The sequence below is a fragment of the Streptomyces sp. NPDC001100 genome, from assembly GCF_053598575.1.
In genome coordinates this window covers 70,216-95,358 of sequence record NZ_JBSFKO010000007.1, presented here as the reverse complement: position 1 = coordinate 95,358, position 25,143 = coordinate 70,216, and the positions used below count along the sequence as shown (strand labels likewise).

The following is a 25,143-nucleotide window of genomic DNA, read 5'->3' as shown; positions in this document are numbered from 1 at the left end:
CCACCTTGAAGACGACCATCACCCCCCGAGTCCGCACGCTGGTGCTGCTGTTCCTGGCCGTCGTCGGCATGCTGTTCGCGGGTGCCGGGACGGCCTCCGCGCACGCCGCCCTGACCGGCAGCGACCCCTCTTCGGGGGTGGTGGTCAACAAGGCTCCGACACAGGTCTCGCTCACCTTCTCCGAGAAGGTCGCGACGAACAACGACTCGCTGCGCGTGCTCGACCCGAAGGGCAAACGCGTCGACGTCGGCAAGCCGTCCAACATCAGCGGCACGACGTACGCCACACAGATCCGCAGCGGGCTGCCCGCCGGCACCTACACGGTGGCCTGGCAGGTCGTGTCCGCGGACAGCCATCCCGTGGGCGGCGCCTTCACCTTCTCGATCGGCTCCCCCTCGAAGACCGTCGTCTCGGCGTCGGCCGAACAGGACGTCGGCGGCGGGCTCGTCGGCGGGCTGTACGGCTTCGGGCGCTACATGTCGTACGCCGGCTTCATCGTCATGGTCGGCGGCGCCGCCTTCGTGCTGGCCTGCTGGCAGCGGGGCGCCGGAGTGCGCGCCCTCCAGCGGCTGGTGGTCTCCGGGTGGGTCTCGCTGACCGCGGCCACGCTCTGGCTGCTGCTCCTGCGCGGCTCGTACACGACCTCCGGGAAGTTCGGCGACATCTTCGACCTGAACCTCCTCGGCCAGGTCCTCCAGACCAAGACGGGCGCCTCGCTCGTCTCCCGGCTGCTGCTGCTCGCGGCCGCCGCGCTGTTCATCGCCGTCCTCTTCGGGGCCTACGACAAGCGCGAGGACGAGGAGAAGCGCGACCTGACCTTCGGACTCGCCATCGGCGGCGGTGTGGTGGCCGCCGGGCTCGCCGCGAGCTGGGCGCTGTCCGAGCACGCCTCGACCGGGCTGCAGCCCGGCATCGCGATGCCCGTCGACGTCGTCCACCTGCTGGCCGTCGCGGCCTGGCTCGGCGGCCTCACCGCCCTCCTCGTCTCGCTGTACCGGGCGCCCGCCGACAACCCCGTCGGCCGGGCCGTCGTCCAGCGCTTCTCGCGCCTGGCGTTCGGCAGTGTCGTCGCGCTCGTCGCGACCGGCGTCTACCAGTCCTGGCGCCAGCTCGGCTCCTGGTCGGCGTTCACCGACACCGGGTACGGGCAGCTGCTGCTGGTGAAGATCGGGCTCGTGGCGCTGCTTGTGGGGATCGCGTCGATCTCCCGGCGGTGGACGCGGCGGCTCGCGGACAGCGACACCGACACGGCTACGGCTACGGCTACGGCTACGGCTACGGCTACGGCTACGGCTACGGCTGAGACGGTCGTCGAGGAGACAGCGGCAGCCAAGGAGCACGAGCCCGAGAAGGAGCACGTCACGGCGTCCGCCAAAGCCGTCGACTCCGGCGCCAAGGCCTCCGCCGCGCACACCAACGCCGGTGCCAAGGCGTCCGCCGCGGTCACCGACTCCACGGCCGCGGACTCCGCCGGCGCCGGAGCATCGGCCGAGGACGATGCGCCGACGCCCGCATCAGCCGCGTCCAATGGGACCGGAGACTCCAAGCGCGCCGCCCAACTCGCGCGCCAGCAGTCCGCGGTGGACAGCGCCCGGCAGAAGCGGCTGCGGGACGCCGACCCGAACCTCTTCGGGCTGCGCCGCTCGGTCCTCGCCGAGGCCGCCGTCGCGGTCGTCGTCCTCGCCGTCACCACGGCCCTGACGACCACCGAACCGGGCCGCACGGAGGAGGACGCCAAGGCGGCCAAGACGTCCTCCTCGTCCTCTTCCTCGTCGTCCTCGGGCGCGCTGACGCTGGACATGTCCTTCGACACCGGGGGCACGGACGGCAAGGGCGTCATCCGGGTCGACATCGACCCCGCGCGGGTGGGCGGCAACGAGATGCACGTCTATGTGCAGCGCCCCAACGGCCGGGCCTTCGACGTCCCCGAAGTGAAGGTCGCCTTCACGCTCGCCGCGAAGAAGATCGGTCCGCTGCCCGTGACGCCCGACCGCATCACCACCGGGCACTGGGCCGCGAACGGAATCCAGATCCCCATGGCGGGCGACTGGAAGATCTCGGTGACCGTGCGGACCTCCGACATCGACCAGACGACCGTCGACAAGAACGCGCAGATCGGCTGAACCACGCCATGCCTGACCAGTCCATTCCCGAGGCCCGCACCGTAAAGGCACCTCCCGGGGAGGCCGTTTCCGAAAACGCCTCTCCAGGGGAGGGTGTTTCCCGCCGACGGCTCCTCGGTACGGCCGGTGCCACCGGGCTCGTGCTCGGTGCGGCGGGCGGGGCCGTGGGGTACGCGGCCGCACCGGCCGGGGCCACTCCGCTGACCTCGCTTGGCGCGGACAGGGCAATGTTTCACGGGAAACATCAGCCCGGCATCACCGAGGGCCTCCAGGCGCGCGGCCACCTGGTCGCCTTCGACCTTGCGGCGGGCGCGGGCCGCAAGCAGGCGGCGGCCCTGCTGCGCCGCTGGTCGACGACCGCGCAGCGGCTGATGGCGGGTGAGCCGGCGGCACAGGACGACACGGATGTCGCCCGGGACGCGGGACCTTCGTCGCTGACGATCACCTTCGGCTTCGGCAACAGCTTCTTCTCCCGTACGGGACTGGAGAAGCAGCGTCCCGGCTCCCTCGACCCGCTCCCCGACTTCTCCTCCGACCAGCTCGACAAGGCGCGCAGCAACGGCGACCTGTGGGTGCAGATCGGCGCCGACGACGCTCTGGTCGCCTTCCACGCCCTGCGCACGATCCAGAAGGACGCGGGCAGCGCGGCCAAGGTGCGCTGGCAGATGAACGGCTTCAACCGGACACCGGGTGCGACGGCCCACAAGATGACGGCCCGCAATCTGATGGGCCAGCTCGACGGCACCCGCAATCCCAAGCCGACCGAGGCCGACTTCGACAAGCGGATCTTCGTGCCGGCGTCCGGGTCGGCAGACCCGGCCTGGATGGCGAACGGCTCCTACGCCGTCGTACGCCGGATCCGCATGCTCCTCGACGACTGGGAGAAGCTCTCGACCGGCGCCCAGGAGAACGTCGTAGGCCGCCGGAAGTCCAATGGGGCGCCGCTTTCTGGGGGCGGTGAGACGACCGCGATGGACCTGGAGAAGACCGACGCGAAGGGTTCCCTGGTCGTCCCCATCAACGCGCACGCCCGGATCGCCCGTCCCGACCAGAACGGCGGCGCGGCGATGCTCCGGCGCCCCTTCTCGTACCACGACGGCATCGCCGCCGACGGCACCCCGGACGCCGGGCTCCTCTTCGTCTGCTGGCAGGCCGACCCGCTGCGCGGCTTCGTCACCGTGCAGCGCAAGCTCGACCGCGGCGACGCCCTGTCGACGTACATCCGCCACGAGGCGAGCGGCCTGTTCGCGGTGCCGGGCGGGGCGGCGGAGGGCGAGTACGTGGGGCAGCGGCTGCTGGAGGGGTGAGCCGGTCGCCCCGACGGGCTGGGGCGGGAGGCGTGGCCCTGACGCACTGAGGCGGGAGTCGTCGCCCTGACGGGTGGCTGGGCCGGGAAGGGTACGTCCGGTTTCGCAAGGCCCATTAGGGTGAGGTCATGCCAGCCAGCTACGCGTATCTCGGCCCCGAGGGCACTTTCACCGAAGTCGCCCTGCGCACGCTTCCCGAGGCGGCCACCCGGGAGCTGATCCCGTATGTGTCGGTGCAGTCCGCGCTGGACGCGGTGCGCAGCGGCGAGGCCGAGGCCGCGTTCGTGCCGATCGAGAACTCCGTCGAGGGCGGTATCACCACCACCCTGGACGAGCTGGTCGCGGGCGCGCCGCTGATGATCTACCGCGAGGTGCTGCTGTCGATCACCTTCGCGCTGCTGGTCAGGCCGGGCACGAAGATCTCCGACATCAAGACGGTCTCCGCGCACCCGGCCGCCCAGCCGCAGGTCCGCAACTGGATGAAGGCGAACCTCCCGGACGCCCTGTGGGAGTCGGCCGCCTCGAACGCGGACGCCGCCCGCCTGGTCCAGGAGGGCCGCTACGACGCCGCGTTCGCCGGTGAGTTCGCCGCCGCCCGGTACGGCCTTGAGGCCCTGGAGACGGAGATCCACGACGCGGAGAACGCGCAGACCCGGTTCGTGCTGGTGGGCAGGCCCGCCCGCCCGGCGGCGCCGACCGGCGCGGACAAGACGTCCGTCGTCATCTGGCAGCGCGACGACCACCCCGGCGGTCTGCGCGACCTGCTGGGCGAGTTCGCCACCCGGGGCATCAACCTCATGCTGTTGCAGTCCCGCCCGACCGGCGCCGGCATCGGCAACTACTGCTTCTGCGTCGACGCCGAGGGACACATCTCGGACCGCCGGGTCGCCGAGGCGCTGATGGGACTCAAGCGGATCTGTCTGCAGGTGCGCTTCCTCGGTTCGTACCCGCGCGCGGACGTCGGCGTGGACGGGGTACGACCGCTGTTCCCGGGAACCTCGGACGAGGAGTTCCTGTCGGCGGCGGACTGGGTCGCGCACTGCCAGGACGGCCGTTTCTGACCGGCAGTGCGCCGACGGCGGCCCGGTAGTGGCCCGGTAGTACCTGCGTATCTTCGTTATCCACAGAAGTTATCCACAGGCCCACTTCTCGACCTGGGGACAAGTCGACAGTGGAGCATCAGTCTGTCGACAAATCGCCCTACAGGCGCCTGGTGCGCGCACCGGCGCGTAGGTCACTCTTCGTCCACTCGTTTCCTTCGGGCAATCCTATGGAGCGACGCAATTCCACCCGAAAGTGGGTGTGCGGGACGTTTGGGTCGGGAATTCCTCACCCCGGGACCCTCTTCAGGAATGATCACTTCCGGCATCCACAGATCTTCCACACAGCCTGTGGATAACTCTTCCGGGATGTGGATTCCTGTGGACAACCGCGACCTCAAGTCCCGTTTCCCACAAGGGATTCGAGTCAACAGGCCGCCTCGCGCCTGCCCCGTTCCAGGGAGTGGGACGCTCTTTTATTGACTTGCATCCATCGACATTGACACTCTCCGCAATTACCCCATAACTGGATGTAAGCCGCAGTTCGGAATACCAAGTCGTGAGCCGGAACCCCGCACCGGTAGCCTGGTCCGCGTGATTGACCTTCGCCTGCTCCGTGAGGACCCCGACCGTGTGCGCGCGTCCCAGCGCGCCCGTGGAGAGGACGTCGCGCTCGTCGACGCTCTCCTGTCCGCCGACGAGCGGCGCAGGTCGTCCGGCGTCCGCTTCGACGAGCTGCGCTCCGAGCAGAAGGCGCTCGGCAAGCTCATCCCCAAGGCCTCCGGCGACGAGAAGGCCGAGCTGCTCAAGAAGACGGGCCAGCTCGCCGCCGACGTCAAGGCGGCCGACGCCGAGCAGCACGAGGCGGACGAGGAGACCAAGCGGCTCCTCCTCCAGCTCGGCAACCTGGTGCACCCGGACGTGCCGGTCGGCGGCGAGGAGGACTTCGTCGTCCTGGAGACGCACGGCACCATCCGCGACTTCGCCGCCGAGGGCTTCGAGCCCAAGGACCACCTGGAGCTCGGCGAGGCGCTGGGCGCCATCGACGTCGAGCGCGGCGCCAAGGTGTCCGGCTCCCGCTTCTACTACCTCACCGGCGTCGGCGCCCTCCTGGAGCTGGCGCTCGTCAACGCGGCGATCGCGCAGGCCACGGAGGCCGGCTTCATCCCGATGCTGACCCCGGCGCTGGTCCGCCCGCGCGCCATGGAGGGCACCGGCTTCCTCGGCCAGGCCGCGGAGAACGTGTACCACCTGGAGAAGGACGACTACTACCTGGTCGGCACCTCCGAGGTCCCCCTCGCGGCGTACCACATGGACGAGATCCTCGACGCCGACAAGCTGCCGCTGCGCTACGCGGGCTTCTCGCCCTGCTTCCGCCGCGAGGCCGGCACGTACGGCAAGGACACACGGGGCATCTTCCGCGTGCACCAGTTCGACAAGGTCGAGATGTTCTCGTACGTCCTCCCCGAGGACGCGGAGAACGAGCACCGGCGACTCCTGGAGTGGGAGAAGCAGTGGCTCACCGCCCTCGAACTCCCCTTCCACGTCATCGACGTGGCCTCGGGCGACCTCGGCGCGTCGGCGTCCCGCAAGTTCGACTGCGAGGCGTGGATCCCGACCCAGGGCAAGTACCGCGAGCTGACCTCGGCCTCCAACTGCGACAGCTTCCAGGCCCGCCGCCTGTCCGTGCGGCTGCGCGACGGCAAGAAGGTGCAGCCGCTGGCGACGCTCAACGGCACGCTGTGCGCCGTACCGCGCACGATCGTGGCGATCCTGGAGAACCACCAGCTGCCCGACGGCTCAGTGCGCGTGCCCGAGATGCTGCGCCCGTACCTGGGCGGCCGTGAGGTCCTGACGCCGGTCGCCAAGTGAGCACCGGCTTCCCGTACAAGCTGATCGCGACCGACCTCGACGGAACGCTGCTGCGCTCCGACGAGTCGGTCTCGCCGCGCACCCGTGCCGCCCTCGCGGCGGCGACGGAGGCCGGTGCCGCGCACATCGTGGTGACCGGCCGCGCGGCCCCCTGGACCCGGCACATCCTCGACGACCTCGGCTACGAGGGCCTCGCGGTCTGCGCCCAGGGCGCCCAGGTCTACGACGCCGGCGAGCACCGCCTGCTGACCTCGGTCACCCTGGACCGGCAACTGGCCGCCGTGGCGCTCGCCAAGATCGAGGCCGAGGTCGGCCCGCTGTTCCTGGCGGCGAGCCAGGGCGGCCTGGACGGCGAGGTGCTGGTCGGTCCCGGATATCGGGTCGCGGGGGCGCTGCCCGCGACCTCGTTCACGGACGTGTCCGAGCTGTGGGCCGCTCCCCTGAACAAGATCTACATCCAGCACCCGACCCTCACCGACGACCAGCTCGCCGAGGCGGCCCGCGAGGCCGCGGGCGGCTTCGTCACGGTCTCGATGGCGGGCGAGGGCATCGTCGAACTGCTGCCCCTGGGCCTGTCCAAGGCCACGGGCCTCTCCATCGCGGCGCGCCGCCTCGGTCTGAAGTCCGCCGACACGATCGCCTTCGGCGACATGCCCAACGACATCGCGATGTTCGCGTGGGCGTCCCACAGCGTGGCGATGGCCAACGCCCACGAGGAACTCAGGGCGGTGGCGGACGAGGTGACGGCCTCCAACGAGGACGACGGCATCGCGGTCGTGCTGGAGCGGTTGCTCGCGTAGGTGTGGGCAACCGCCCCAGCTCGGCTCGCCCCCTGCGACGGGGGCAACAGGGTGGGCGGCCCACGCGATAATGAGTCGCGTGCTCGAAGCGGCCGCCCCGGGCAGCTCCCCGTGGTGGGCGACTCGACGGAGGGGTAACTACTCCGGAGACCGCCGCGGGCTGCCCTGAAGGGAGTTGGACGTCCTGTCGTGCATCGACATCGTCCAGCTCCTCTCCCAGTCGGTGGCGCCGGCTGCTCCGGCGTCGACAGAACAACTGTGCCTGTACGCCGAGTTGGACGCCACCGAATAAAAGGGCAGCCGGGTGAAGGTTAGCCCCGTCGCCACCTGCGCCGACGCGCCTTGCTGAAGAACCAGCCCGCGGGCGGCTCGTCCGAACGCCAGGGCTGCGGCTCGGGCGACTCGTTGCGCCAGCGCGCCGCGAGCATCCGGGCGCGCGCGGACGGCTCGGCCGTCTCGGCGGACCGTATGAAGTCGTCGTCCAGGACCAACTTGTCCCAGCCGTCGCCTGATTCGGCCTGTCCGCCGCCGTACGGTGCCTGTCCCGCCATCCCCGTTCCTCCTAGCCGTGCGTCCCCGTTTGCCCAGTGTGCCCGGACAGAGATGAAGCCCCCGTCAAGATCAGGACCTGTCATTCCTCGCCGGCGAGGGTCAGCGAGCGCAGCTTCTGTCCGGCGTACCAGGTCGCTCCCACGGTCACCGCGACCAGGAAGATCGTCGCCGTGGTCAGCCCGACGTCCGAGGTCACCAGCTCGCCGCCGGACACCTTGTGGGCGACGGCCAGAGCCCACTGCTGGACGCTGAGCGTGCGGGCGCCGGCGACCAGGGAGCCGAACAGGGCCTCCCAGACGAGGGCGTAGACGAGCCCGAAGACCACCGCGTGCCGCGAGACCGTGCCGAGCAGCAGGAAGAGTGCCGCGTAGGCGATGGAGGCGACCAGGGCGGCCACCGTGTAGGCGACGGCGATCTGCTGTCCGTTGCCGTTCAGGATGAGCCCGGAGATCAGCATGGGCACGGCCGAGAACACCATGGTGACGCCGACCGCCACGATCAGCTTGGTGAAGATGATCGTGGGCCGCTTCAGCGGCTTGGACAGCAGGTACACCACCGAGCCGTCGTCGATCTCCGGTCCGATCGCGCCCGTGCCGGCGATGACGCCGATGATCGGCACCATCGTGGCGAGGCCGAGGCCGCCCAGGACGTCGACGGCCGTCTGGTCGTCCGCGCCCGCGAGGCCGCGCACCACCACGGAGATCAGGATCAGCAGCATGGGCAGGGCGCCCAGGATGAGGGCCCGGCGCCGGCCGAGCAGGGCCCGGTAGGTGAGTCGGGCGACTGTGGGGTCGTACATCTCTTGGCCTCCTACGCCGCGACGAGATACGAGAAGACGGATTCGAGCGACTCGTCCGACGGCGAGACCGTGAGCAGCCGGATGCCGTGGTCCCTGGCCACCTTGGGCAGCAGGGCGGTGAACCGGCCGAAGTCGACGGCCTGGATGCGCAGCGCGCCCTCGGCCAGGTCGACCTCGATGCCCGAGGTCGACGGGTCCGCGATCAGCGCGGCGGCCAGGGCACGGTCGTCGCTGGAACGGACCAGGTAGCGGTGCGGGCGGTCGGTCATCAGGCGGCGGATCTTGCGGAAGTCGCCGCTGGCCGCGTGCCGTCCGGCGACGACGACCTCGATGTGCCAGGCGAGCTGTTCGACCTCTTCGAGGATGTGGGACGAGAACAGCACCGTGCGGCCCTCGTCGCCCATCCGCCGCAGCAGGTCCATGAGCTGCATGCGCTGGCGCGGGTCCATGCCGTTGAAGGGCTCGTCGAGCAGGAGCAGCGAGGGGTCGTGGACCAGGGCGGACGCCATCTTCACGCGCTGGCGCATGCCCTTGGAGTACGTGGAGATCTTGCGGTCCTGCGCGTACTCCATCTCGACCGTGGCCAGCGCCTTCTGGGCGGCCTTGGCGCCGAGGCCGTGCAACTCGGCGTTGGCGACGACGAATTCGCGCCCGGTGAGGAAGTCGTACATCGCCTCGCGCTCGGGGACGATCCCGATGTGCTTGTAGATCTGTTCGTTGCGCCACACCTGCTGGCCGTCGAGGGTGACGGTGCCGGTGGAGGGGGCGAGGAAGCCGCCCATCATGTTGATGAGGGTGGACTTTCCGGCGCCGTTGGGGCCGAGGAGTCCGGTGACTCCGGGGCCGACGTTCATGGTGATGTCGTTGACGGCGACCACGTTGCCGAACCAGCGGGAGACATGGTCGATGGAGAGCGTGGTCACAGGCCCACCTTCCGGTAGCGGCGGATCAGGAGGCCGTAGGTCGCGGCGATGAGGCTCAGGACGGCGAGGACGTAGACGACGCCCTGTCCGTGGGTGGGGCCGACGCCTCCGGGGAACGCCGAACTCGCGCCCAGGAAGGCCGACTGGAGGCCGTCGATGAGGGTGACGGGCGAGAAGAGGCCGATCCAGGGGATGGCGCTCGTGGCGTTCTGCGCGTCGGCGATCGCCTGGAGGGTGGAGACGGCGCCGTAGGAGATGGTGAGTACGGCGATGACGGCCGCGATGCCGAAGCCGCGGCGCGGGGTGATCGCCGCGATGACCAGGCCGATGCCGGCGAAGAGCAGGGAGAGGAGGGTCACGGAGACGAGTCCCTGGGCGAAGCCCTTGGTCTGGTCGGCGAAGTCGAGCTTCGCGAGCAACGCTCCTACGTAGAGCACGATCAGCGGGGCGGCGGTCAGGATGAACATGGCCGAGGCGAGGGCCGCGAACTTGGCCCTCACGTAGTCGGCGGTCTCGATCGGCCGTGAGAAGTACAGCGGCACGGTCTTGAAGCGCAGGTCGCGCGAGACGGACTGGGGTGCCTGGGAGGCGACGTAGAGGCTGATGACGGCCTGCATGATGATCGCGTAGCGGGTGTAGTCGACGGGCAGGTCCTTGGCCTTCGTGGCGACCGCGACGGCCACCATGATGGCGGCGGGCACGCACATGACCACGAACAGCAGCATGGGCAGCACCTTGGACTTCACCGAGCGGCCGAGGCCGTAGGCGCCGCGCAGGGACTGCGAGTAGAGCGAGCGCCGGGCGTAGGCGCGGCCCAGGCGGGGGCCGTCGTAGTTGCGGTAGCCGATGTTGTGGATACGGGTCTGGTCGCCCGGCTGGGGGACCAGGGGCTGGTCAATTGCCATGGCCTACGGCCTCCTTCCGCTCTGCGTCGCTGTCGGTGCCGGTCTCGGTGTCGGTGAAGACCTCGGAGATGTGGTGCCTGCGCTGCTCCATGCGCACCAGGCCGAGGCCGAGGTCCGCGATCACGTCCCGGACCACGTCGTACGTCTCCTCGCCCGAGGCCGTCAGGAGCAGGACGTGGCCCGCGCCGGGCAGTCCGCTGCCGTCGTGGGTGTCCACCCCGCGCGCGTGGAGCGCCTCGCGCACCGCGCGGGTGCCGTCCGGGTGCTCGTCGGTGTCGGTGACCTCGATCGCCAGGGTCGTCGTGGTCTGGGTGAAGTCCGTGGTGGAGCTGGAGCGCAGGAGCTTGCCGCCGTCGACCACGATCACGTGGTCGCAGGTGCGCTCCAGCTCGCCCAGCAGGTGCGAGGTCACCAGCACCGAGATGCCGAAGTCCGTGTAGATACGGCGGATGAGGCCCAGCATCTCGTCGCGGCCGACCGGGTCGAGGCCGTTGGTCGGCTCGTCCAGGAAGACCAGCTGCGGGTCGTGGACGAGGGCCTGCGCGAGCTTGACGCGCTGCTTCATGCCCGTCGAGTAGCCGCCGATGGGGCGGTAGCGCTCCTCGTACAGGCCGACATGGCGCAGCGTGTCCGCGGTGCGCTCGCGCGCGGCGGTGGGCGGCAGTCCGGACATGCGCGCCATGTGGACGACGAACTCGGTGGCCGAGACGTCGGGCGGCAGACAGTCGTGCTCCGGCATGTACCCGACGCGCTCACGGATGTCGGCACCCTTGGTGGCGACGTCGAGGCCGAGCACTTCGGCTCGGCCCTCGGAGGCGGGGGACAGACCCAGCAGGATCTTGATCAAGGTGGACTTGCCGGCTCCGTTGGCACCGACGAGCCCCGTCACACCGGGTCCGACGTCCACGGAGAGCCGGTCAAGCGCGGTCACCCGGGGGAACCGCTTGCTCAGGCTTTCGGTCGCGATCACAGTCACGTCTACGAAGGTAGTGACGCGGACCACTCCGGTCGTCACCCCGCAGAGCTGTCCTCACGTCAGACTCCAGGCGTACGGGTCCGTAGGGGATGCCCCTACTTGAGAGCTACACGACCGGTCCGCGGGGTTGTCCACAGGCAGAGATCAACCCTATTGACGCAGCCTCTAACAACTGTCACATTCACCAGTGTCAAGTTACGAGCACGTACCGCAGTCGGTGTGGACAGGTGGGGCGGTGGCATGACTACGGCGGTGACACGCGAACTCTCCGCGGAACTGCGGGGGTTCAGGGAGGTCCAGCGGCTGGCGTACGAGTGCGCCGAAGCCGTCGCGACCCGGCTGGAGCCCGGGGTGACCGAGCGCGATGCGGCGCGGATGCAGCGATCCTGGCTGCGCGCGAAGGGTGTGAAGGACTGGTTCCATCTGCCCTTCGCCTGGTTCGGCGACCGCACGGCATTCACGAACTTCCGGATACCGCTGCAGTTCTTCCCCACGAACCGCCGACTGGAGCCCGGGATGCCGTTCATCCTGGACATGGCCCCGGTGTACAAGGGCTTCACAGCCGACATCGGGTATTCGGGCTCCCTGGGCGCGAACGCGGTGCAGGACCGGCTCATGGCCGACCTGGAGGCCCATCGCGAGCTGCTGCTGCGCGAGGTGCGCGAGCGGCGCCCACTGCGCGAGATCTACGAGGACGTGGACCGCCTCATGGTCCGCCAGGGCTACGCCAACCGGCACCGCGCCTACCCCTTCGGCGTGATCGCGCACAAGGTCGACCGGGTCGCCGAACGCCGTTGGTCCCCGCGCCTGTTCGGGTTCGGCACGCAGTCCCTGAAGGGCCTGGCCGGCGACGCGCTGCACGGCCACCGCGAGGGCTGGTCCCCGCTGTGGTCGCCGTACCGCTTCTCCGACCACCCCCCGCACCCCGGCCTGTGGGCGGTCGAACCCCACCTCGGATTCCGGGGCACGGGCGCCAAGTTCGAGGAGATCCTCGTCGTCACCGACTCCAAGGACCCCGAGCAGAGCGCCTTCTGGCTGGACGACGATCTGCCGCACGTGCGGCGCTGGGCGGAGGACAAGTGACGTTTGAGGGTGCACGCGAGCGCCGGGTGCGGACCGGTGGAGTCGAGCTGTGCGTGGCCGAGCTGGGGGACGAGTCGAACCCCACCGTGCTCCTGGTGCACGGCTATCCCGACAGCAAGGAGGTGTGGTCCGAGGTCGCGTCCCGGCTCGCCGACCGCTTCCACGTCGTGCTCTACGACGTCCGGGGCCACGGCCGGTCCACGGCACCGAAGCCGCTGCGGGGCGCGTTCACCCTGGAGAAGCTGACGGACGACTTCCTGGCGGTCGCGGACGCGGTCAGCCCGGACCGGCCGGTGCACCTGGTGGGCCACGACTGGGGCTCGGTGCAGTCCTGGGAGTTCGTCACGGTCGAGCGCACGAAGGGCCGTATCGCCTCCTTCACGTCGATGTCCGGGCCCTCCCTCGACCACTTCGGGCACTGGATCAACAAACGCCTGACCCGGCCCACCCCGCGCCGCGTCGGCCAACTCCTGGGCCAGGGCGCCAAGTCCTGGTACGTGTACCTGCTGCACACGCCCGTGCTGCCCGAACTCGCCTGGCGCGGCCCGCTCGGCAGACGCTGGCCGAAGATCCTGGAGCGCGTCGAGAAGGTGCCGCGCGGCGACTACCCCACGTCGTCGCTTCCCCTGGACGCGGCCCACGGCGCCTGGCTGTACCGCGACAACGTCCGCGCCAGGCTGCGCAGGCCCCGCCCCGACGCGTACGCGCACGCGCGCGTGCAGCTCATCACGCCTCTGGGGGACGCGTTTCTCTCCGAGCGGCTCTACGACGGGCTGGAGGAGTGGGCGCCTGAGCTGGTGCGGCGGACGCTGCCGGCCAAGCACTGGATCCCGCGCACGCGGCCCGATCAACTGGCCTCCTGGATCGCGGAGTTCGTGACGGACAACGAAGGGGGTCTGGTGACGGCCGGCGAAAGAGGTCCGCTGACGTCCACGGGGACGGGGACAGGCAAGTACGCCCAGCGGTTCGGCGGGCAGCTCGTGCTGGTCACGGGGGCCGGCAGCGGGATCGGGCGGGCCACGGCGTTCGCGTTCGCCGAGGCGGGCGCGCGCGTGGTGGCCGTCGACCGGGACGCGGAAAGTGCCGCCCGCACCGCCGAGTTGGCGCGGCTGATCGGCGCCCCCGAGGCCTGGGCGGAGACGGTCGACGTCTCCGACGGGCAGGCCATGGAGAAACTCGCCGCGAAGGTCGCCGGCGAGTACGGCGTGGTGGACGTCCTGGTGAACAACGCCGGAATCGGACTCTCCGGTTCCTTCTTCGACACCACCCCGGAGGAGTGGAAGAAGGTCCTCGACGTCAACCTGTGGGGCGTCATCCACGGCTGCCGGCTCTTCGGGAAGCAGATGGCCGAGCGCGGCCAGGGCGGCCACATCGTCAACACCGCGTCGGCGGCGGCCTTCCAGCCCTCCAAGGCGCTGCCCGCCTACAGCACCTCCAAGGCGGCCGTCCTGATGCTCAGCGAGTGCCTGCGCGCCGAGCTGTCCGGACAGGGGATCGGTGTCTCGGCCATATGCCCGGGCCTGGTCAACACCAACATCACCTCGACCGCGCGCTTCGCCGGGGTCGACGCCGCCGAGGAGAAACGGCGCCAGAAGCGGTCGGCACGGCTGTACGGGCTGCGGAACTACCCGCCGGAGAAGGTCGCCGACGCGATCCTGCGGGCGGTCGTCCGGGACCGGGCCGTCGTACCGGTCACCCCGGAGGCACGCGGCGCCCATCTGCTGTCCCGGTTCGCCCCGCGCGCGCTGCGGGCGGTGGCGAGACTGGAGCCGCCGCTGTGACCTCCGCGCACGAGCACGACGAGAACGAGCACGAAGCGAGCGAGCACAAGGCGAGCGAGCGCCACGCGCGTGAACACCACGCGATCGCGCCCCGCCGGGTCTCCTTCGACTGGTCGCGCACGCCCCTGCACTGGATCCCGGACGAGCCGACCGCCACGCATGTCGTCAACGTGCTGCATCTGCTGCTGCCGGCGGGGGAGCGGTGGTTCGTGAAGGTCCTCAAGGAAGGCCTGCCGCTGGTCAGCGACCCCGAACTCCTCGCGGACGTCAAGGGGTTCATGGGCCAGGAGGCCACGCACAGCGTCCAGCACGCGCACGTGCTGGACCATCTCGCGGCCCAGCGGCTCGACACCGCCCGCTTCACCCGGTACGTCGACTTCCTCTTCGAACGGCTGCTGGGCGAACGCCCGCCGCTCGGCGCGCCCTTGCCCGAGCGCGAGTGGCTGCGCTTCCGGCTCGCGGTCGTCGCGGCGATCGAACAGTTCACGGCGGTGCTCGGCGACTGGATCCTGGCCGCGGAGGACCTCGACCGGGCGGGCGCCGACGAGATCATGCTCGACCTGCTGCGCTGGCACGGCGCGGAGGAGGTCGAACACCGCGCGGTGGCCTTCGACATGTTCCAGCACTGCGGGGGCCGCGGTCTCCCCCGGTACGCCCGCCGAATCGCCGGCATGACGGTCACCGCACCCGTGATGCTCTACCTGTGGGCCTGGGGCACGGCCTACCTGATCCGCCACGACCCCCAGCTCGCCGGACGCGTCCGCTACTCGCTCGCCGAGCACAACAGGGCCGTACGGAAAGGCCTGTTGCCCACCTGGCGGTCCCTCGGCGCGGCCGTCCCCCGCTATCTGCGCCGCTCCTACCATCCCTCGCGGGAGGGATCGCTGAGCCGGGCGGTGGAGTACCTGAGGCGGTCACCGGCGGCGCGGGCGGGGGCCGCGTGAGTGCCGGGGGCGGCAGCGGCTCCGACACCCACGACGTCGCCTACCGGATCGAGGATCTCGCGCGGCTCAGCGGGGCCACCGTCCGGACGATCCGCGCCTATCAGGACCGCGGGCTGCTCCCCCGCCCCGAGCGGCGCGGGCGGGCCAATGTGTACGCGGACGTCCATCTGGCCCGGCTCCGTCAGATCGCGGACCTGCTCGACCGCGGCTACACCCTGGCCTCCATCAAGGAGTTGCTGGAGGCCTGGGACGCGGGCCGGGGGCTGGGCGGGGTGCTCGGGCTGGTCGCGGAGGTCGACGGGCCGTGGAGCGACGAGGAGGCGGCCCGGATCTCGCGCGCCGAACTGGAGCGGCGCTTCGGCGGCAGCCCGGACGACGCGGCCGTCGCCGAGGCCGTCGAGCTCGGCGTACTGGAGCCGGTCCCGGGAGACACCGACTCCTTCCTTGTGCCGAGCCCCCAAGAGCTGGCCGTGGCAGTCGAGTTGCACGCCTCGGGGGTTCCGCTGTCCGCGATCTCTTCCCATCTGCGGGAGTTGAGGGTCCAGGTCGAGCACATCGCCTCCCGTTTCCTGGAGTTCACCACCGAGCACGTCTTCGCCCGCTACCTCGACGGCACGCACCGTCCGACCGACGCGGACGCGACCGAGGCGGCCTCGCTCGTACGACGGCTGCGCCCGCTCGCCCAGCAGACTGTGGACGCCGAACTCGCCCGCGCGATGCGGCTGTTCGCCAACCGTTCGCTACGGCAGCACCTCGGGGCGGCGGAACCTTCGCCGTCGGTGTCCTCGTCACGTTCTGTGGCCGTGCCCGAAGAGACAATGCGGGCCGTGGAGGGGCTGGTTGGGGCGGCGAACGCGGCGGAGTTCGTCGCGCTGGCAGCTGAACGGGAGCTGCGGGCAAGGGCGTTGGATGCGCTCATGCCAAGTGGTCGTCCCCCAGCCGATCTTGACGAACAGGTGTGACATGGCAGGGAGTTGTCCACAGAAACGCCAAATACCCTGTGGATAACTACAGTTGGTTGTGGACCAAACATCGGCCCCAAAAGAAAATGCGTGATCCGCGTCTCTCCCGTCATGCTGAGCGGATGGATGAAAGACGCACCGTGAAGGTGTCGAAGTACCTCTCGAAGCACCTGCGCCACCAGCCCGAGCGGATCGGGCTCACCCTCGACGAGGCCGGCTGGGTCGAGATCGACACGCTGATCGCCGCCTGTGCCGCGCACGGGTTCCGGTTCAGCCGTGAGGAACTCGACCATGTGGTGGCCACGAACGACAAGAAGCGCTTCGCGATCGAGGGCACGCGTATCCGCGCCAGCCAGGGCCACAGCATCGAGGTCGACCTCGGACTGCCCCCGGCCACCCCGCCGTCGTACCTCTTCCACGGCACGGTGGCGCGCAACCTGGACGCGATCCGGGCCGAGGGGCTACGACCCATGAACCGCCACGCCGTGCATCTCTCCGCCGACCGGGAGACCGCGACCCGGGTGGGCGCCCGCCGCGGCCGGCCCGTCGTGCTCACCGTGGACGCGGGCGCGATGCACGGCGACGGCCATGTGTTCCGGGTCAGCGAGAACGGGGTGTGGCTCACCGAGGCGGTACCGACGCGCTATCTGCGCTTCCCCGAATCCCACTGATCCCGCGGCCCGGGATGTGTCACCGGGTATGGCCCCGGCCGCACCACCCCGGCATGATCAGAGGTATGGACCACTTCCCCAGCACCGAGGCGGCCGTCACCGTCCTGCGCGACATCGCGGCCGAGTACGCGCGTGAGATCGAGGTCACCCACGACATCGGCGCCGACCAGACCTCGCGCCGCACCTCCGCGGGTTTCGGTGTCACCACGGACCCTGACGGTTCGCTCCCGCACGAGGCCTTCGTCGAGTTCGGCGGACTGCCACGGGTGAGCGTGCGGCTCTTTCCCGAGGACGACGCCGTGATCACGGTCGAGGGCATCGCCTGCCCCGACGTCGCACGCGACGACGTCCCCGCTTTCCTCCGCTCCGTCTTCGACGGCCACGCCTACGTCAAGGCCCGCCGTTTCCCACCCAGTTGCAACCTGATCGTCCCGCTGCCCGGCGACCGGACGCACAAGGAGTGGATCTCGATGATCACTCTCACGCCGTGGCTGAACGGCCGCATCAGGTGACGGTTTCACGTGAAACACGGACAGCCGCATAGCCTGGGAGCCATGAACCTGCGCCTGAGCACCGTGATCCTCCCGTACCGCCGCTGGAACGAGGGGAGCCGCGAGGCATGGCAGCGCGCGGAGCAGCTCGGCTTCCACACCGCCTACACCTACGACCACCTGTCCTGGCGCACCTTCCGGGACGGCCCGTGGTTCGGCGCCGTACCGACACTGACCGCCGCAGCGGCCGTGACCGAGCGGATGCGTCTGGGCACGCTCGTCACGTCGCCCAATTTCCGGCACCCGGTGACCCTCGCCAAGGACCTCATCACGCTCGACGACGTCTCCGACGGGCGCATCACCCTCGGCATTGGTGCGGGCGGTACCGGCTTCGACGCCACCGCGCTCGGACAGGACCCGTGGACCCCACGGGAGCGTGCCGACCGGTTCGGGGAGTTCGTTCCGCTGCTGGACCGGCTGCTCACCGAGGACTCGGTGTCGTACGAGGGCGACTTCTACTCGGCGCACGAGGCCCGGAACATCCCGGGGTGTGTGCAGCGGCCCCGGCTGCCGTTCGCGGTGGCCGCCACCGGGCCCCGCGGTCTGAAGCTCACCGCCCGCCACGGGCAGGCCTGGGTGACCACTGGTGATCCCCGGTTGTTCGAGAGCGGGACTCCCGAGCAGTCGGTTCACGCCATTCGTGGGCAGGTCGAGAAGCTGGCCGACGCCTGCGCGGCCATCGGCCGGGACACGGCCGGGCTCGACAAGATCCTGCTCACCGGTTTCACCCCGGACCGCGGGCGTCCGCTGGAGTCCCTCGGCGCCTTCGTCGACTTCGCGGGCCGGCACCAGGAACTGGGCTTCACCGACATCGTGATCCACTGGCCGATCCCGGACTCCGACTTCGCGGCGGACGAGAAGGTCTTCGAGCAGATCGCGATGGAAGCCCCCACGCAGCTCCGCTGACCCGGCCGCACCCCTGACCTCGGGCGCAACGGCCCTGCTGGGGCCGTAACCACTCACATGTGCGCACTGCCGCACGGCCGTGCGGGCATATGCGGGAGAATGGCCCGGTGACCTCAGCTACTCGACAGCCCGAGACCCCGGCCTCCGCCGTCCCGCCACGGCTGATCGCCACCGACCTGGACGGCACTCTGCTGCGCGACGACAAGTCGGTGTCCCCCCGCACGGTGGCCGCCCTGGCGGCTGCCGAGGAGGCGGGCATCGAGGTCTTCTTCGTGACCGGCCGCCCGGCCCGCTGGATGGACGTCGTCAGCGACCACGTCCACGGCCACGGCCTGGCGATCTGCGGAAACGGCGCCGCCGTGGTCGACCTGCACGGCGGCCCCGGGGCCCACCGCTTCGTGAAGGTCCGCGAACTGGCCCGGAACAACGCCCTCGACGCCGTACGACTGGTGCGCGAGGCGGCGCCCGGGACCGTGTACGCGATCGAGCAGACCTACGGCTTCTACCAGGAGCCGGCGTATCCGAAGCTGCACATGGAGATCCCGGACACCCTCGCGCCCGCCGAGAAGCTCCTCGCGGCGGACGCCCCGGGGGCCGACGAACCGGTGCTGAAGATCCTCGCGTTCCACCCCGACCTCGACCCGGACGACTTCCTGACCACCGCCCGCCTCGCCCTGGGCGACCGCGCGAACGTCACCCGCTCAAGTCCCAGCGCCCTGCTGGAGATCAGCGGCCCGGGCGTCTCCAAGGCGAGCACGCTCGCCCTGTGCTGCGCGGAGCGGGGTATCGCGCCCGAGGAGGTCGTCGCCTTCGGTGACATGCCGAACGACGTCGAGATGCTCACCTGGGCCGGACAGTCGTACGCGATGGGCAATGCGCACCCCGCCGTGCTCGCGGCGGCCTCGGGGCGAACCGTCGACAACAACGAGGACGGCGTGGCCGTCGTGATCGAGCGGATGCTGTCCGAGCGGCGGTAGCTCAGCCGACAGCCACTCCGCGCGCCGCCAGCCACGGCAGCGGATCGATCGCCGAGTCCGTCTCCGGGGTGGTCCGTACCTCGAAGTGCAGGTGGGGGCCGGTGGAGTTGCCCGTGGTGCCGGACTCGCCGATCCACTGACCAGTGGTTACCTGGTCCCCCTGGTCGACGGCGACGGTGGCGAGATGGGCGTACTGCGTGCAGTAGCCGCCCGGATGCTCGACCACGATCTGCATGCCGAAGGCGCCGCCGCAGGACACCCGCACCACGCGGCCCGCTCCGGCCGCCCGGACCGGTGTGCCGACGGGCACCGCGAAGTCCTGGCCGGTGTGGCGGTTCGCCCAGCGGGAGCCGCTGCTGCCGAATCCGGCGGACAGCTCGCTCGACTCCACCGGCGCGACCCATGAGGCGGTTTCAGTCGCCGGCGGCTGGTCCGGGCGGACAGCGCCCGGGCAGGAGCCCGCCGCTCCCGAGGCGTCCGGCCGCCCGGCACCGGCGGTGTGGCTGTCGCCGTCGCCGGGGCGGGCCGCCAGAACGGCGATCGCGCACAGCAGCACCGGAACGAGCAGTGGGTGACGGCGAGATGAGGGCATGTCAGCGATCGTGACCCGCGCGCCGGACCGGCGCCCTGTTCAAGTCGTACGCCTGGGGGACGGGGTGGCACGAACGGCTCAGTGGGAGCCCTGTGGTGAGGGGCTCAGTCGGGTGCCTGCCACACCACCGTCGTACCGCCTCCGTCCTCGCCGATGCCCGGCCCGTACCAGCTGTCGCCGCCCAGGGATTCGGCCCGTCGCTTGAGGTTCTTCAGGCCGCTGCGGCGACCGCCCTCCGGGATGCCGACCCCGTCGTCCGCGACGGTGAGCCGGACGCCCGGCCCTCCGTCGGGCAGGGTCGCGCCCGCGTCGACGACGACCTCGATCCGGGTGGCCGCCGCGTGCCGGAACGCGTTGGAGAGGGCCTCGCGCAGGGCAGCGATGAGGTTCTTGCCGGTGAGGTCGCCGACCACGGTGTCGACCGCGCCGACGAAACGGTGTGCGGGTGTGAAACCGAGCGGCACGGCGGCCATGTTGATCTCCCGCAGCACCCGCGTGCGCAGCGTGGAGGGGGCTTCGGTGGGCCCCTGTTGGAGCGCGAAGATCGCGGTGCGGATCTCCTGGATGGTGATGTCGAGTTCGTCGACGGCGTTGCCCACGCCCTGCCGCACCTCGGGCACGAGCGAGTCGCGCCGGGCGCTCTCCAGCATCATGCCGGTGGCGAACAGCCGTTGGACGACCAGGTCGTGCAGGTCGCGGGCGATCCGGTCCCGGTCCTCGTACACCGCGAGGCGTTCCCGGTCGCGCTGCGCCTCGGCCATCATCAGCGCGAGCGCGGCCTGCGAGGCGAACTGGATCGCGAGGGTACGTTCCGCCTCCGTGAACGGCGGCTCGCCGCACGCGCGAGGTGTGACCAAGGCCCCCAGGACGCGCCCTCCGCTCTGCAGGGGCAGCGCCATGATCGGCCCGTACGCGCGCGCGAGGGCGCTGATCATACGGGGATCGGTGCCCGCGTCCCCCACGAACACCGGCTGTCCGTCGAGGAGTTGCGCGACGATCTCGCTCTCCGGCGGGACGACTTCGCCGAGCTGGTTCGACGGCTGTTCCGAGGCCACGGCGACGATCTCCATGCCGCCCTCGTCCGCGGGCAGCAGGACGATCCCGGCCGCCGACCCGGACAGCCGACGGGCCCGTTCCGCGACGACCTGGAGCGCGTCCTCGGCGTCCCCGCCGGACAGCAGGGCGGTCGTGACGGCCACCGACCCGTCGATCCACCGCTCACGCTGCTGAGCGGCCTCGTACAGCCGGGCGTTGCCGATCGCGATGCCGGCCTCGGTCGCCAGGACCCGGACCATGTTGACGTCGTCGTCGTCGAACGGGTCCCCGCCGCGTTTCTCGCCCAGATAGAGATTCCCGAAGACCTCGCCCTGGACTCGGATCGGAACACCGAGGAAGCCGCGCATCCTGGGATGGTGCGCGGGAAAGCCCCAGGAGCGCGGGTCCTGGGTCACATCCACGAGCCGGACCGGATCCGGCTCCCGGATGAGCGCGCCGAGCAGGCCCTTGTGCCCGTCGGGAAACCGTCCGATGCGCCGCGCGGTCCCCGCGTCGACCCCGTGGAAGACGAAGTCGGCCAGGGCCTCGCCGTCCTCGTCCACGACACCGAGACCCGCGTAACGGGCTTCAGTCAGCGTCGCCGCCGCCTCGCAGATCCGCTCCAGCGTGGAGTGCAGTTCGAGCCCGCTGCCCACGGACCGCATCGCCGCCAGCAACTGCGGCACACGCACGGCCGGTTCGGCGGACAGCTCCGAGGAGGACGACGGGGGACCGGCACTCGCAGCGGCTGACATGACCCGAGCCTAATTAGTCCTCTTTGTCCGCGAAAGTCGAGCGCCTGTGCCGCCGGTCTCGCTACCCGGCCGCCACCAGCAGCTCCGACTCCGCCTCCCGGTCCGCCATCCCCCGCAACGGCCCCGCCACCGAGGCCAGTCCGGCGTACGGCCCCCGCTGCACGACCCGTCCCTCGTCCAGCACGATCACCTCGTCCACGTCCTCAAGTCCCGCCAGCCGGTGCGTGATGAGCAGGGTCGTACGGCCCTCCGTGGCGGCCAGCAGATCGGCGGTGAGCGCGTCGGCGGTCGCCAGGTCCAGGTGTTCGGCGGGTTCGTCGAGCACGAGCACCGGGAAGTCCGCGAGCAGTGCGCGGGCGAGGGCCAGCCGCTGCCGCTGGCCGCCGGACAGCCGCGCCCCGTGCTCACCGACGAGGGTGTCCAGTCCGTCGGGCAGCCCGTCGGCCCAGTCGAGCAGCCTGGCCCGCTCCAGCGCGGCCCGCAGTTCGTCCTCGGTCGCGTCCTTCTTCGCGAGCAGCAGGTTCTCCCGCACCGAGCTGTCGAAGAGGTGCGCGTCCTGGGCACACAGCCCCACGAACCGTCGTACGTCGTCGCCGTCCAGGGCGTACGCGTCCACGCCGGCCAGTGTGTACGTACCGGCGTCCGCGTCGAGGAAGCGCAGCAGCACCTGCGCCAGCGTCGTCTTGCCGGACCCGGAGGGCCCGACCACGGCGACCCGGCGCCCCTTCTCCAGCGTCAGGTCGAGCCCGGCGAGCGCGTCCCGGTCCTGCCCGGTGTGCCGGGCGGCCAGTCCCTGCACGACGAGCGGGAACGGCGTCGCGGGCGCCGGGCGGGGCTGCTCCAGTTCCCGTACGGGCTCGGGGGCGTCCAGGACCTCGTACACCCGCTCGGCGCTCTTGCGGACCCGCTGCCGGTACTGCACGGCGAGGGGCAGTCCGAGGACGGCCTCGAAGGCGGCGAGCGGGGTGAGGACGACGACCGCCGTCAGGACACCGCTGAGCCGTCCCGCGGCGACGGCCTGGGCGGCCACCAGGGCGGTGGCGGCGACGGTCAGGCCGGAGATCAGCGCGGTGAGGCCGTCACCGAGCGCGGTGGCGGTGGCGGCGCGCGAGGCGATCCGGGTGAGTACGCCGTCTGCGCGCCGGGCCTCGGCGGTACGGGCGGGCAGTGCGCCGGCGACCGTCAACTCGGCGGTGCCGGTGAGCAGTTCGGTCACCCGGGTGGCGAGCGCGCCACGGGCCGGGGCCAGCCGCCGTTCGGCACGACGGGCCACGGCGCCGGTGACGAGCGGCACGCCGACACCGGCCGCGAGGAGACCCACCGCGAGCACGGCACCGGCCTCGGGCAGCAGCCAGGCCGTGAAGCCGACCGTCGCCGCCGAGACGGTGGCCGCGACCCCGGCGGGCAGCAGCCAGCGCAGCCAGTAGTCCTGGAGCGCGTCCACGTCGGCGACGAGCCGGGACAGCAGATCGCCGCGTCGGGTGTCTCGCAGGCCGGCGGGTGCCAGCCGCTCAAGGCGCCGGTAGACGGCGACCCGGGTGTCGGCCAGCATCCGCAGCACCGCGTCGTGCGACACGAGCCGCTCCCCGTACCGGAACACGGCCCGGCCGATACCGAAGGTCCGGGTCGCGGTCACCGCCACCATCAGATACAGCACGGGCGGTTGCTGCGAGGCCCGCGAGATCAGCCACCCCGAGGTGGCCATGAGTCCCACCGCACTGCCCAGCGCGAGACTTCCGAGCAGCAGTGCCAGGGCGAGGCGGCCACGCCGGGCACCGGACATGGCGCGGACGCGGGAGAGGACGCTGCCCGTGTGTGCCGTGAGTCGTGTCTCGGACTCGTCCGAGGAAGCCGTCGGCGTCTCCGACAAGACCGGGCTCGTACCGGCGAGCGTCGGCCCGGCCTCCCCGCGAACCGCGGCCTCGCCCTCCGTCACCCGCACCACCCGGTCCGCCAACGCCAGCAAGGCCGGCCGGTGCACCACGAGCAGCACCGTCCGCCCGACCGCCAACCGCCCTACCGCCTCGACCACTTCGGCCTCGGTCGCCCCGTCCAGTGCGGCCGTCGGCTCGTCGAGGAGCAGGACGGGCCGGTCGGCGAGGAAGGCGCGGGCCAGCGCGAGCCGCTGCCGCTGCCCGGCGGACAGTCCCGCCCCGTCCTCACCGAGCGCACTCCCGATGCCCTCGGGCAGCGCGTCCACGAAGTCCAGGGCGCCTGCGTCGGCCAAGGCCCGCCGTACGGCGGTGTCGTCGGCGTCGGGCCGGGCGAGCCGTACGTTCTCGGCGATCGTCCCGGCGTACAGCTGCGGCCGTTGCGGCACCCAGGCGATCCGCGACCGCCACCGTTCCAGGTCGGCGTCGGCGAGGTCGACTCCCCCGACCAGCACCCGGCCCTCGGCGGGCCGCACGAACCCCAACAGGGCGTTCACCAAAGTGGACTTGCCCGAGCCACTCGGGCCGACGAGAGCGACCGTCTCGCCGGTTTCCACGGCGAAGGACACGTCCGACACGGCGTCCACGGAACGCCCGGGATACCGGACCGTCACGCCTTCGAAGGCGAGGGCATCGGACGGTACTTCGGCGGTGCCCGTGGCCGGTACCGGTGTCTCCAGTACCGAGAAGATCTCCTCGGCCGCCGCCAGGCCCTCCGCCGCCGCGTGGTACTGCGCGCCCACCTGGCGCAGGGGCAGATACGCCTCAGGTGCCAGGACGAGGACGACGAGGCCGATGTAGAGGTCCATGTCGCCGTGGACGAGCCGCATGCCGATCGTCACGGCGACCAGGGCCACGGAGAGCGTGGCCAGGAGTTCCAGCGCGAAGGAGGAGACGAAGGCGATCCGCAGCGTCCGCATGGTCGCCTGCCGGTACTCGCCGGTGATGCGCCGGATCGACTCGGCCTGCGCCTTGGCCCGCCCGAACACCTTCAGGGTGGGCAGCCCCGCGACCACATCCAGGAAGTGCCCGGAGAGCCGGGACAGCAACTGCCACTGACGGTCCATCCGGGACTGCGTGGCCCAGCCGATCATCACCATGAAGAGCGGGATGAGCGGCAGGGTGCCGACGGTGATCGCCGCCGACACCCAGTCCTCGGTGACGATCCGCGCCAGCACCGCCACGGGAACGACGATCGCGAGCCCCAACTGCGGGAGATAGCGCGAGAAGTAGTCGTCGAGGGCGTCGACACCACGCGTGGCGAGGGCGACCAGCGAGCCGGTCCGCTGCCCGCTCAGCCAGCCGGGGCCCAGCTCCACGGACCGCTCCAGCAGCCGCCGCCGTAGCTCCGACTTCACGGAGGTACTGGCGCGGTGGGCGGCGAGTTCGGTGAGCCAGGAGACGAGGGCGCGGCCGGCCGCCACGGCCACCAACAGCAGTAGGGGAGTGCCGAGTTCACTCACGGACTTGCCGTGCTGGAAGGCGCCGACCACGACCTCGGCGATGAGCATCGCCTGGGCGATGACCAGCAGCGCCCCGACGGCTCCCAGGCCGACGACCGCCGCCATGAACAGCCGGGTGGCGCGGGCGTATCGAAGGAGCCGTGGGTCGATTGGTTTCACGTGAAACACACCCTCTTCTCGGGATGTCCCGACTTC

Annotated in this window: 20 protein-coding genes and 1 pseudogene; 13 read left to right on the top strand and 8 right to left on the bottom strand. The window is 70.9% G+C overall.

Features of this window, described 5'->3' with window-relative positions:
- The first annotated feature begins 5 nt into the window (after nt 1-5).
- From ACWDEW_RS12230 to ACWDEW_RS12210, 5 genes are all read left to right on the top strand, one after another.
- Nucleotides 6-2,123, top strand: a complete 2,118-nt coding sequence (locus ACWDEW_RS12230) for a copper resistance CopC/CopD family protein (RefSeq protein ID WP_450512060.1) — start codon at nt 6-8, stop codon at nt 2,121-2,123.
- Nucleotides 2,124-2,131: 8 nt separating this feature from the next.
- Nucleotides 2,132-3,430, top strand: a complete 1,299-nt coding sequence (gene efeB, locus ACWDEW_RS12225; protein WP_450512058.1) for an iron uptake transporter deferrochelatase/peroxidase subunit — start codon at nt 2,132-2,134, stop codon at nt 3,428-3,430.
- 128 nt (nt 3,431-3,558) lie between these two features.
- The gene (gene pheA / locus ACWDEW_RS12220) at nt 3,559-4,491 is read left to right on the top strand and encodes a prephenate dehydratase (RefSeq protein ID WP_450512056.1); all 933 of its coding nucleotides are present in this window, start codon (nt 3,559-3,561) and stop codon (nt 4,489-4,491) included.
- A gap of 573 nt (nt 4,492-5,064) precedes the next feature.
- Nucleotides 5,065-6,342, top strand: coding sequence for a serine--tRNA ligase (gene serS, locus ACWDEW_RS12215; protein ID WP_450512054.1), 1,278 nt, complete (start codon nt 5,065-5,067; stop codon nt 6,340-6,342).
- Nucleotides 6,339-7,142, top strand: coding sequence for an HAD family hydrolase (locus tag ACWDEW_RS12210; RefSeq protein WP_450512052.1), 804 nt, complete (start codon nt 6,339-6,341; stop codon nt 7,140-7,142). Before serS ends, ACWDEW_RS12210 begins: the two co-directional genes overlap by 4 nt.
- Before the next feature lie 311 nt (nt 7,143-7,453).
- Here the strand turns inward: ACWDEW_RS12210 and ACWDEW_RS12205 are convergent, their stop codons facing one another.
- From ACWDEW_RS12205 to ACWDEW_RS12185, 5 genes are all read right to left on the bottom strand, one after another.
- Nucleotides 7,454-7,693 carry an SGM_3592 family protein gene (locus ACWDEW_RS12205; protein WP_019073427.1) on the bottom strand — a complete coding sequence of 80 codons (240 nt, stop codon included), beginning with the start codon at nt 7,691-7,693 and terminating at the stop codon, nt 7,454-7,456.
- 80 nt (nt 7,694-7,773) lie between these two features.
- Nucleotides 7,774-8,493, bottom strand: coding sequence for an ABC transporter permease (locus ACWDEW_RS12200; protein WP_450512050.1), 720 nt, complete (start codon nt 8,491-8,493; stop codon nt 7,774-7,776).
- An 11-nt stretch (nt 8,494-8,504) separates the two neighbouring features.
- The gene (locus ACWDEW_RS12195; protein ID WP_201051152.1) at nt 8,505-9,416 is read right to left on the bottom strand and encodes an ABC transporter ATP-binding protein; all 912 of its coding nucleotides are present in this window, start codon (nt 9,414-9,416) and stop codon (nt 8,505-8,507) included.
- Nucleotides 9,413-10,321 carry an ABC transporter permease gene (locus ACWDEW_RS12190; protein WP_450512047.1) on the bottom strand — a complete coding sequence of 303 codons (909 nt, stop codon included), beginning with the start codon at nt 10,319-10,321 and terminating at the stop codon, nt 9,413-9,415. The genes ACWDEW_RS12195 and ACWDEW_RS12190 overlap by 4 nt, the downstream gene beginning before the upstream one ends.
- Entirely contained in the window at nt 10,311-11,291 is a 981-nt protein-coding gene (locus ACWDEW_RS12185) for an ABC transporter ATP-binding protein (protein ID WP_026179266.1), read from the bottom strand. Before ACWDEW_RS12185 ends, ACWDEW_RS12190 begins: the two co-directional genes overlap by 11 nt.
- A 246-nt stretch (nt 11,292-11,537) precedes the next feature.
- Here ACWDEW_RS12185 and ACWDEW_RS12180 point away from each other — a divergent pair, with 246 nt between their 5' ends.
- The 8 genes from ACWDEW_RS12180 to ACWDEW_RS12145 all read left to right on the top strand — a co-directional run bounded on the left by ACWDEW_RS12180 (nt 11,538) and on the right by ACWDEW_RS12145 (nt 19,172).
- Nucleotides 11,538-12,380 (top strand): M24 family metallopeptidase, encoded by an 843-nt coding sequence (locus tag ACWDEW_RS12180; protein ID WP_450512045.1) that lies wholly within the window; start codon nt 11,538-11,540, stop codon nt 12,378-12,380.
- Nucleotides 12,377-14,161, top strand: coding sequence for an SDR family oxidoreductase (locus ACWDEW_RS12175; protein WP_450512043.1), 1,785 nt, complete (start codon nt 12,377-12,379; stop codon nt 14,159-14,161). The genes ACWDEW_RS12180 and ACWDEW_RS12175 overlap by 4 nt, the downstream gene beginning before the upstream one ends.
- On the top strand, nt 14,158-15,105 hold the full coding sequence (locus ACWDEW_RS12170) for a metal-dependent hydrolase (RefSeq protein ID WP_450512041.1): 948 nt from the start codon (nt 14,158-14,160) through the stop codon (nt 15,103-15,105). The genes ACWDEW_RS12175 and ACWDEW_RS12170 overlap by 4 nt, the downstream gene beginning before the upstream one ends.
- On the top strand, nt 15,102-16,067 hold the full coding sequence (locus tag ACWDEW_RS12165) for a MerR family transcriptional regulator (RefSeq protein WP_450512039.1): 966 nt from the start codon (nt 15,102-15,104) through the stop codon (nt 16,065-16,067). Before ACWDEW_RS12170 ends, ACWDEW_RS12165 begins: the two co-directional genes overlap by 4 nt.
- Before the next feature lie 122 nt (nt 16,068-16,189).
- The gene (locus tag ACWDEW_RS12160; RefSeq protein ID WP_450512037.1) at nt 16,190-16,738 is read left to right on the top strand and encodes an RNA 2'-phosphotransferase; all 549 of its coding nucleotides are present in this window, start codon (nt 16,190-16,192) and stop codon (nt 16,736-16,738) included.
- A gap of 65 nt (nt 16,739-16,803) precedes the next feature.
- Nucleotides 16,804-17,250: a hypothetical protein gene (locus ACWDEW_RS12155; RefSeq protein WP_450512035.1), complete on the top strand. Its 447-nt coding sequence runs from the start codon at nt 16,804-16,806 to the stop codon at nt 17,248-17,250.
- 42 nt (nt 17,251-17,292) lie between these two features.
- Nucleotides 17,293-18,195 carry an LLM class flavin-dependent oxidoreductase gene (locus ACWDEW_RS12150; RefSeq protein WP_450512033.1) on the top strand — a complete coding sequence of 301 codons (903 nt, stop codon included), beginning with the start codon at nt 17,293-17,295 and terminating at the stop codon, nt 18,193-18,195.
- A gap of 89 nt (nt 18,196-18,284) precedes the next feature.
- A complete protein-coding gene (locus ACWDEW_RS12145) occupies nt 18,285-19,172 on the top strand; it encodes a Cof-type HAD-IIB family hydrolase (RefSeq protein ID WP_450512031.1) in 888 nt (295 codons plus the stop codon).
- A 1-nt stretch (nt 19,173) separates the two neighbouring features.
- On the opposite strand, the pseudogene ACWDEW_RS12140 reads toward ACWDEW_RS12145, so the two are convergent.
- From ACWDEW_RS12140 to cydD, 3 genes and pseudogenes are all read right to left on the bottom strand, one after another.
- A pseudogene (locus ACWDEW_RS12140) lies at nt 19,174-19,659 on the bottom strand (M23 family metallopeptidase); the annotation flags it as partial.
- 209 nt (nt 19,660-19,868) lie between these two features.
- On the bottom strand, nt 19,869-21,554 hold the full coding sequence (locus tag ACWDEW_RS12135; protein WP_450512029.1) for a sensor histidine kinase: 1,686 nt from the start codon (nt 21,552-21,554) through the stop codon (nt 19,869-19,871).
- Between the two features lie 61 nt (nt 21,555-21,615).
- Nucleotides 21,616-25,107, bottom strand: coding sequence for a thiol reductant ABC exporter subunit CydD (cydD, locus tag ACWDEW_RS12130; protein WP_450512027.1), 3,492 nt, complete (start codon nt 25,105-25,107; stop codon nt 21,616-21,618).
- Nucleotides 25,108-25,143 lie beyond the last annotated feature (36 nt).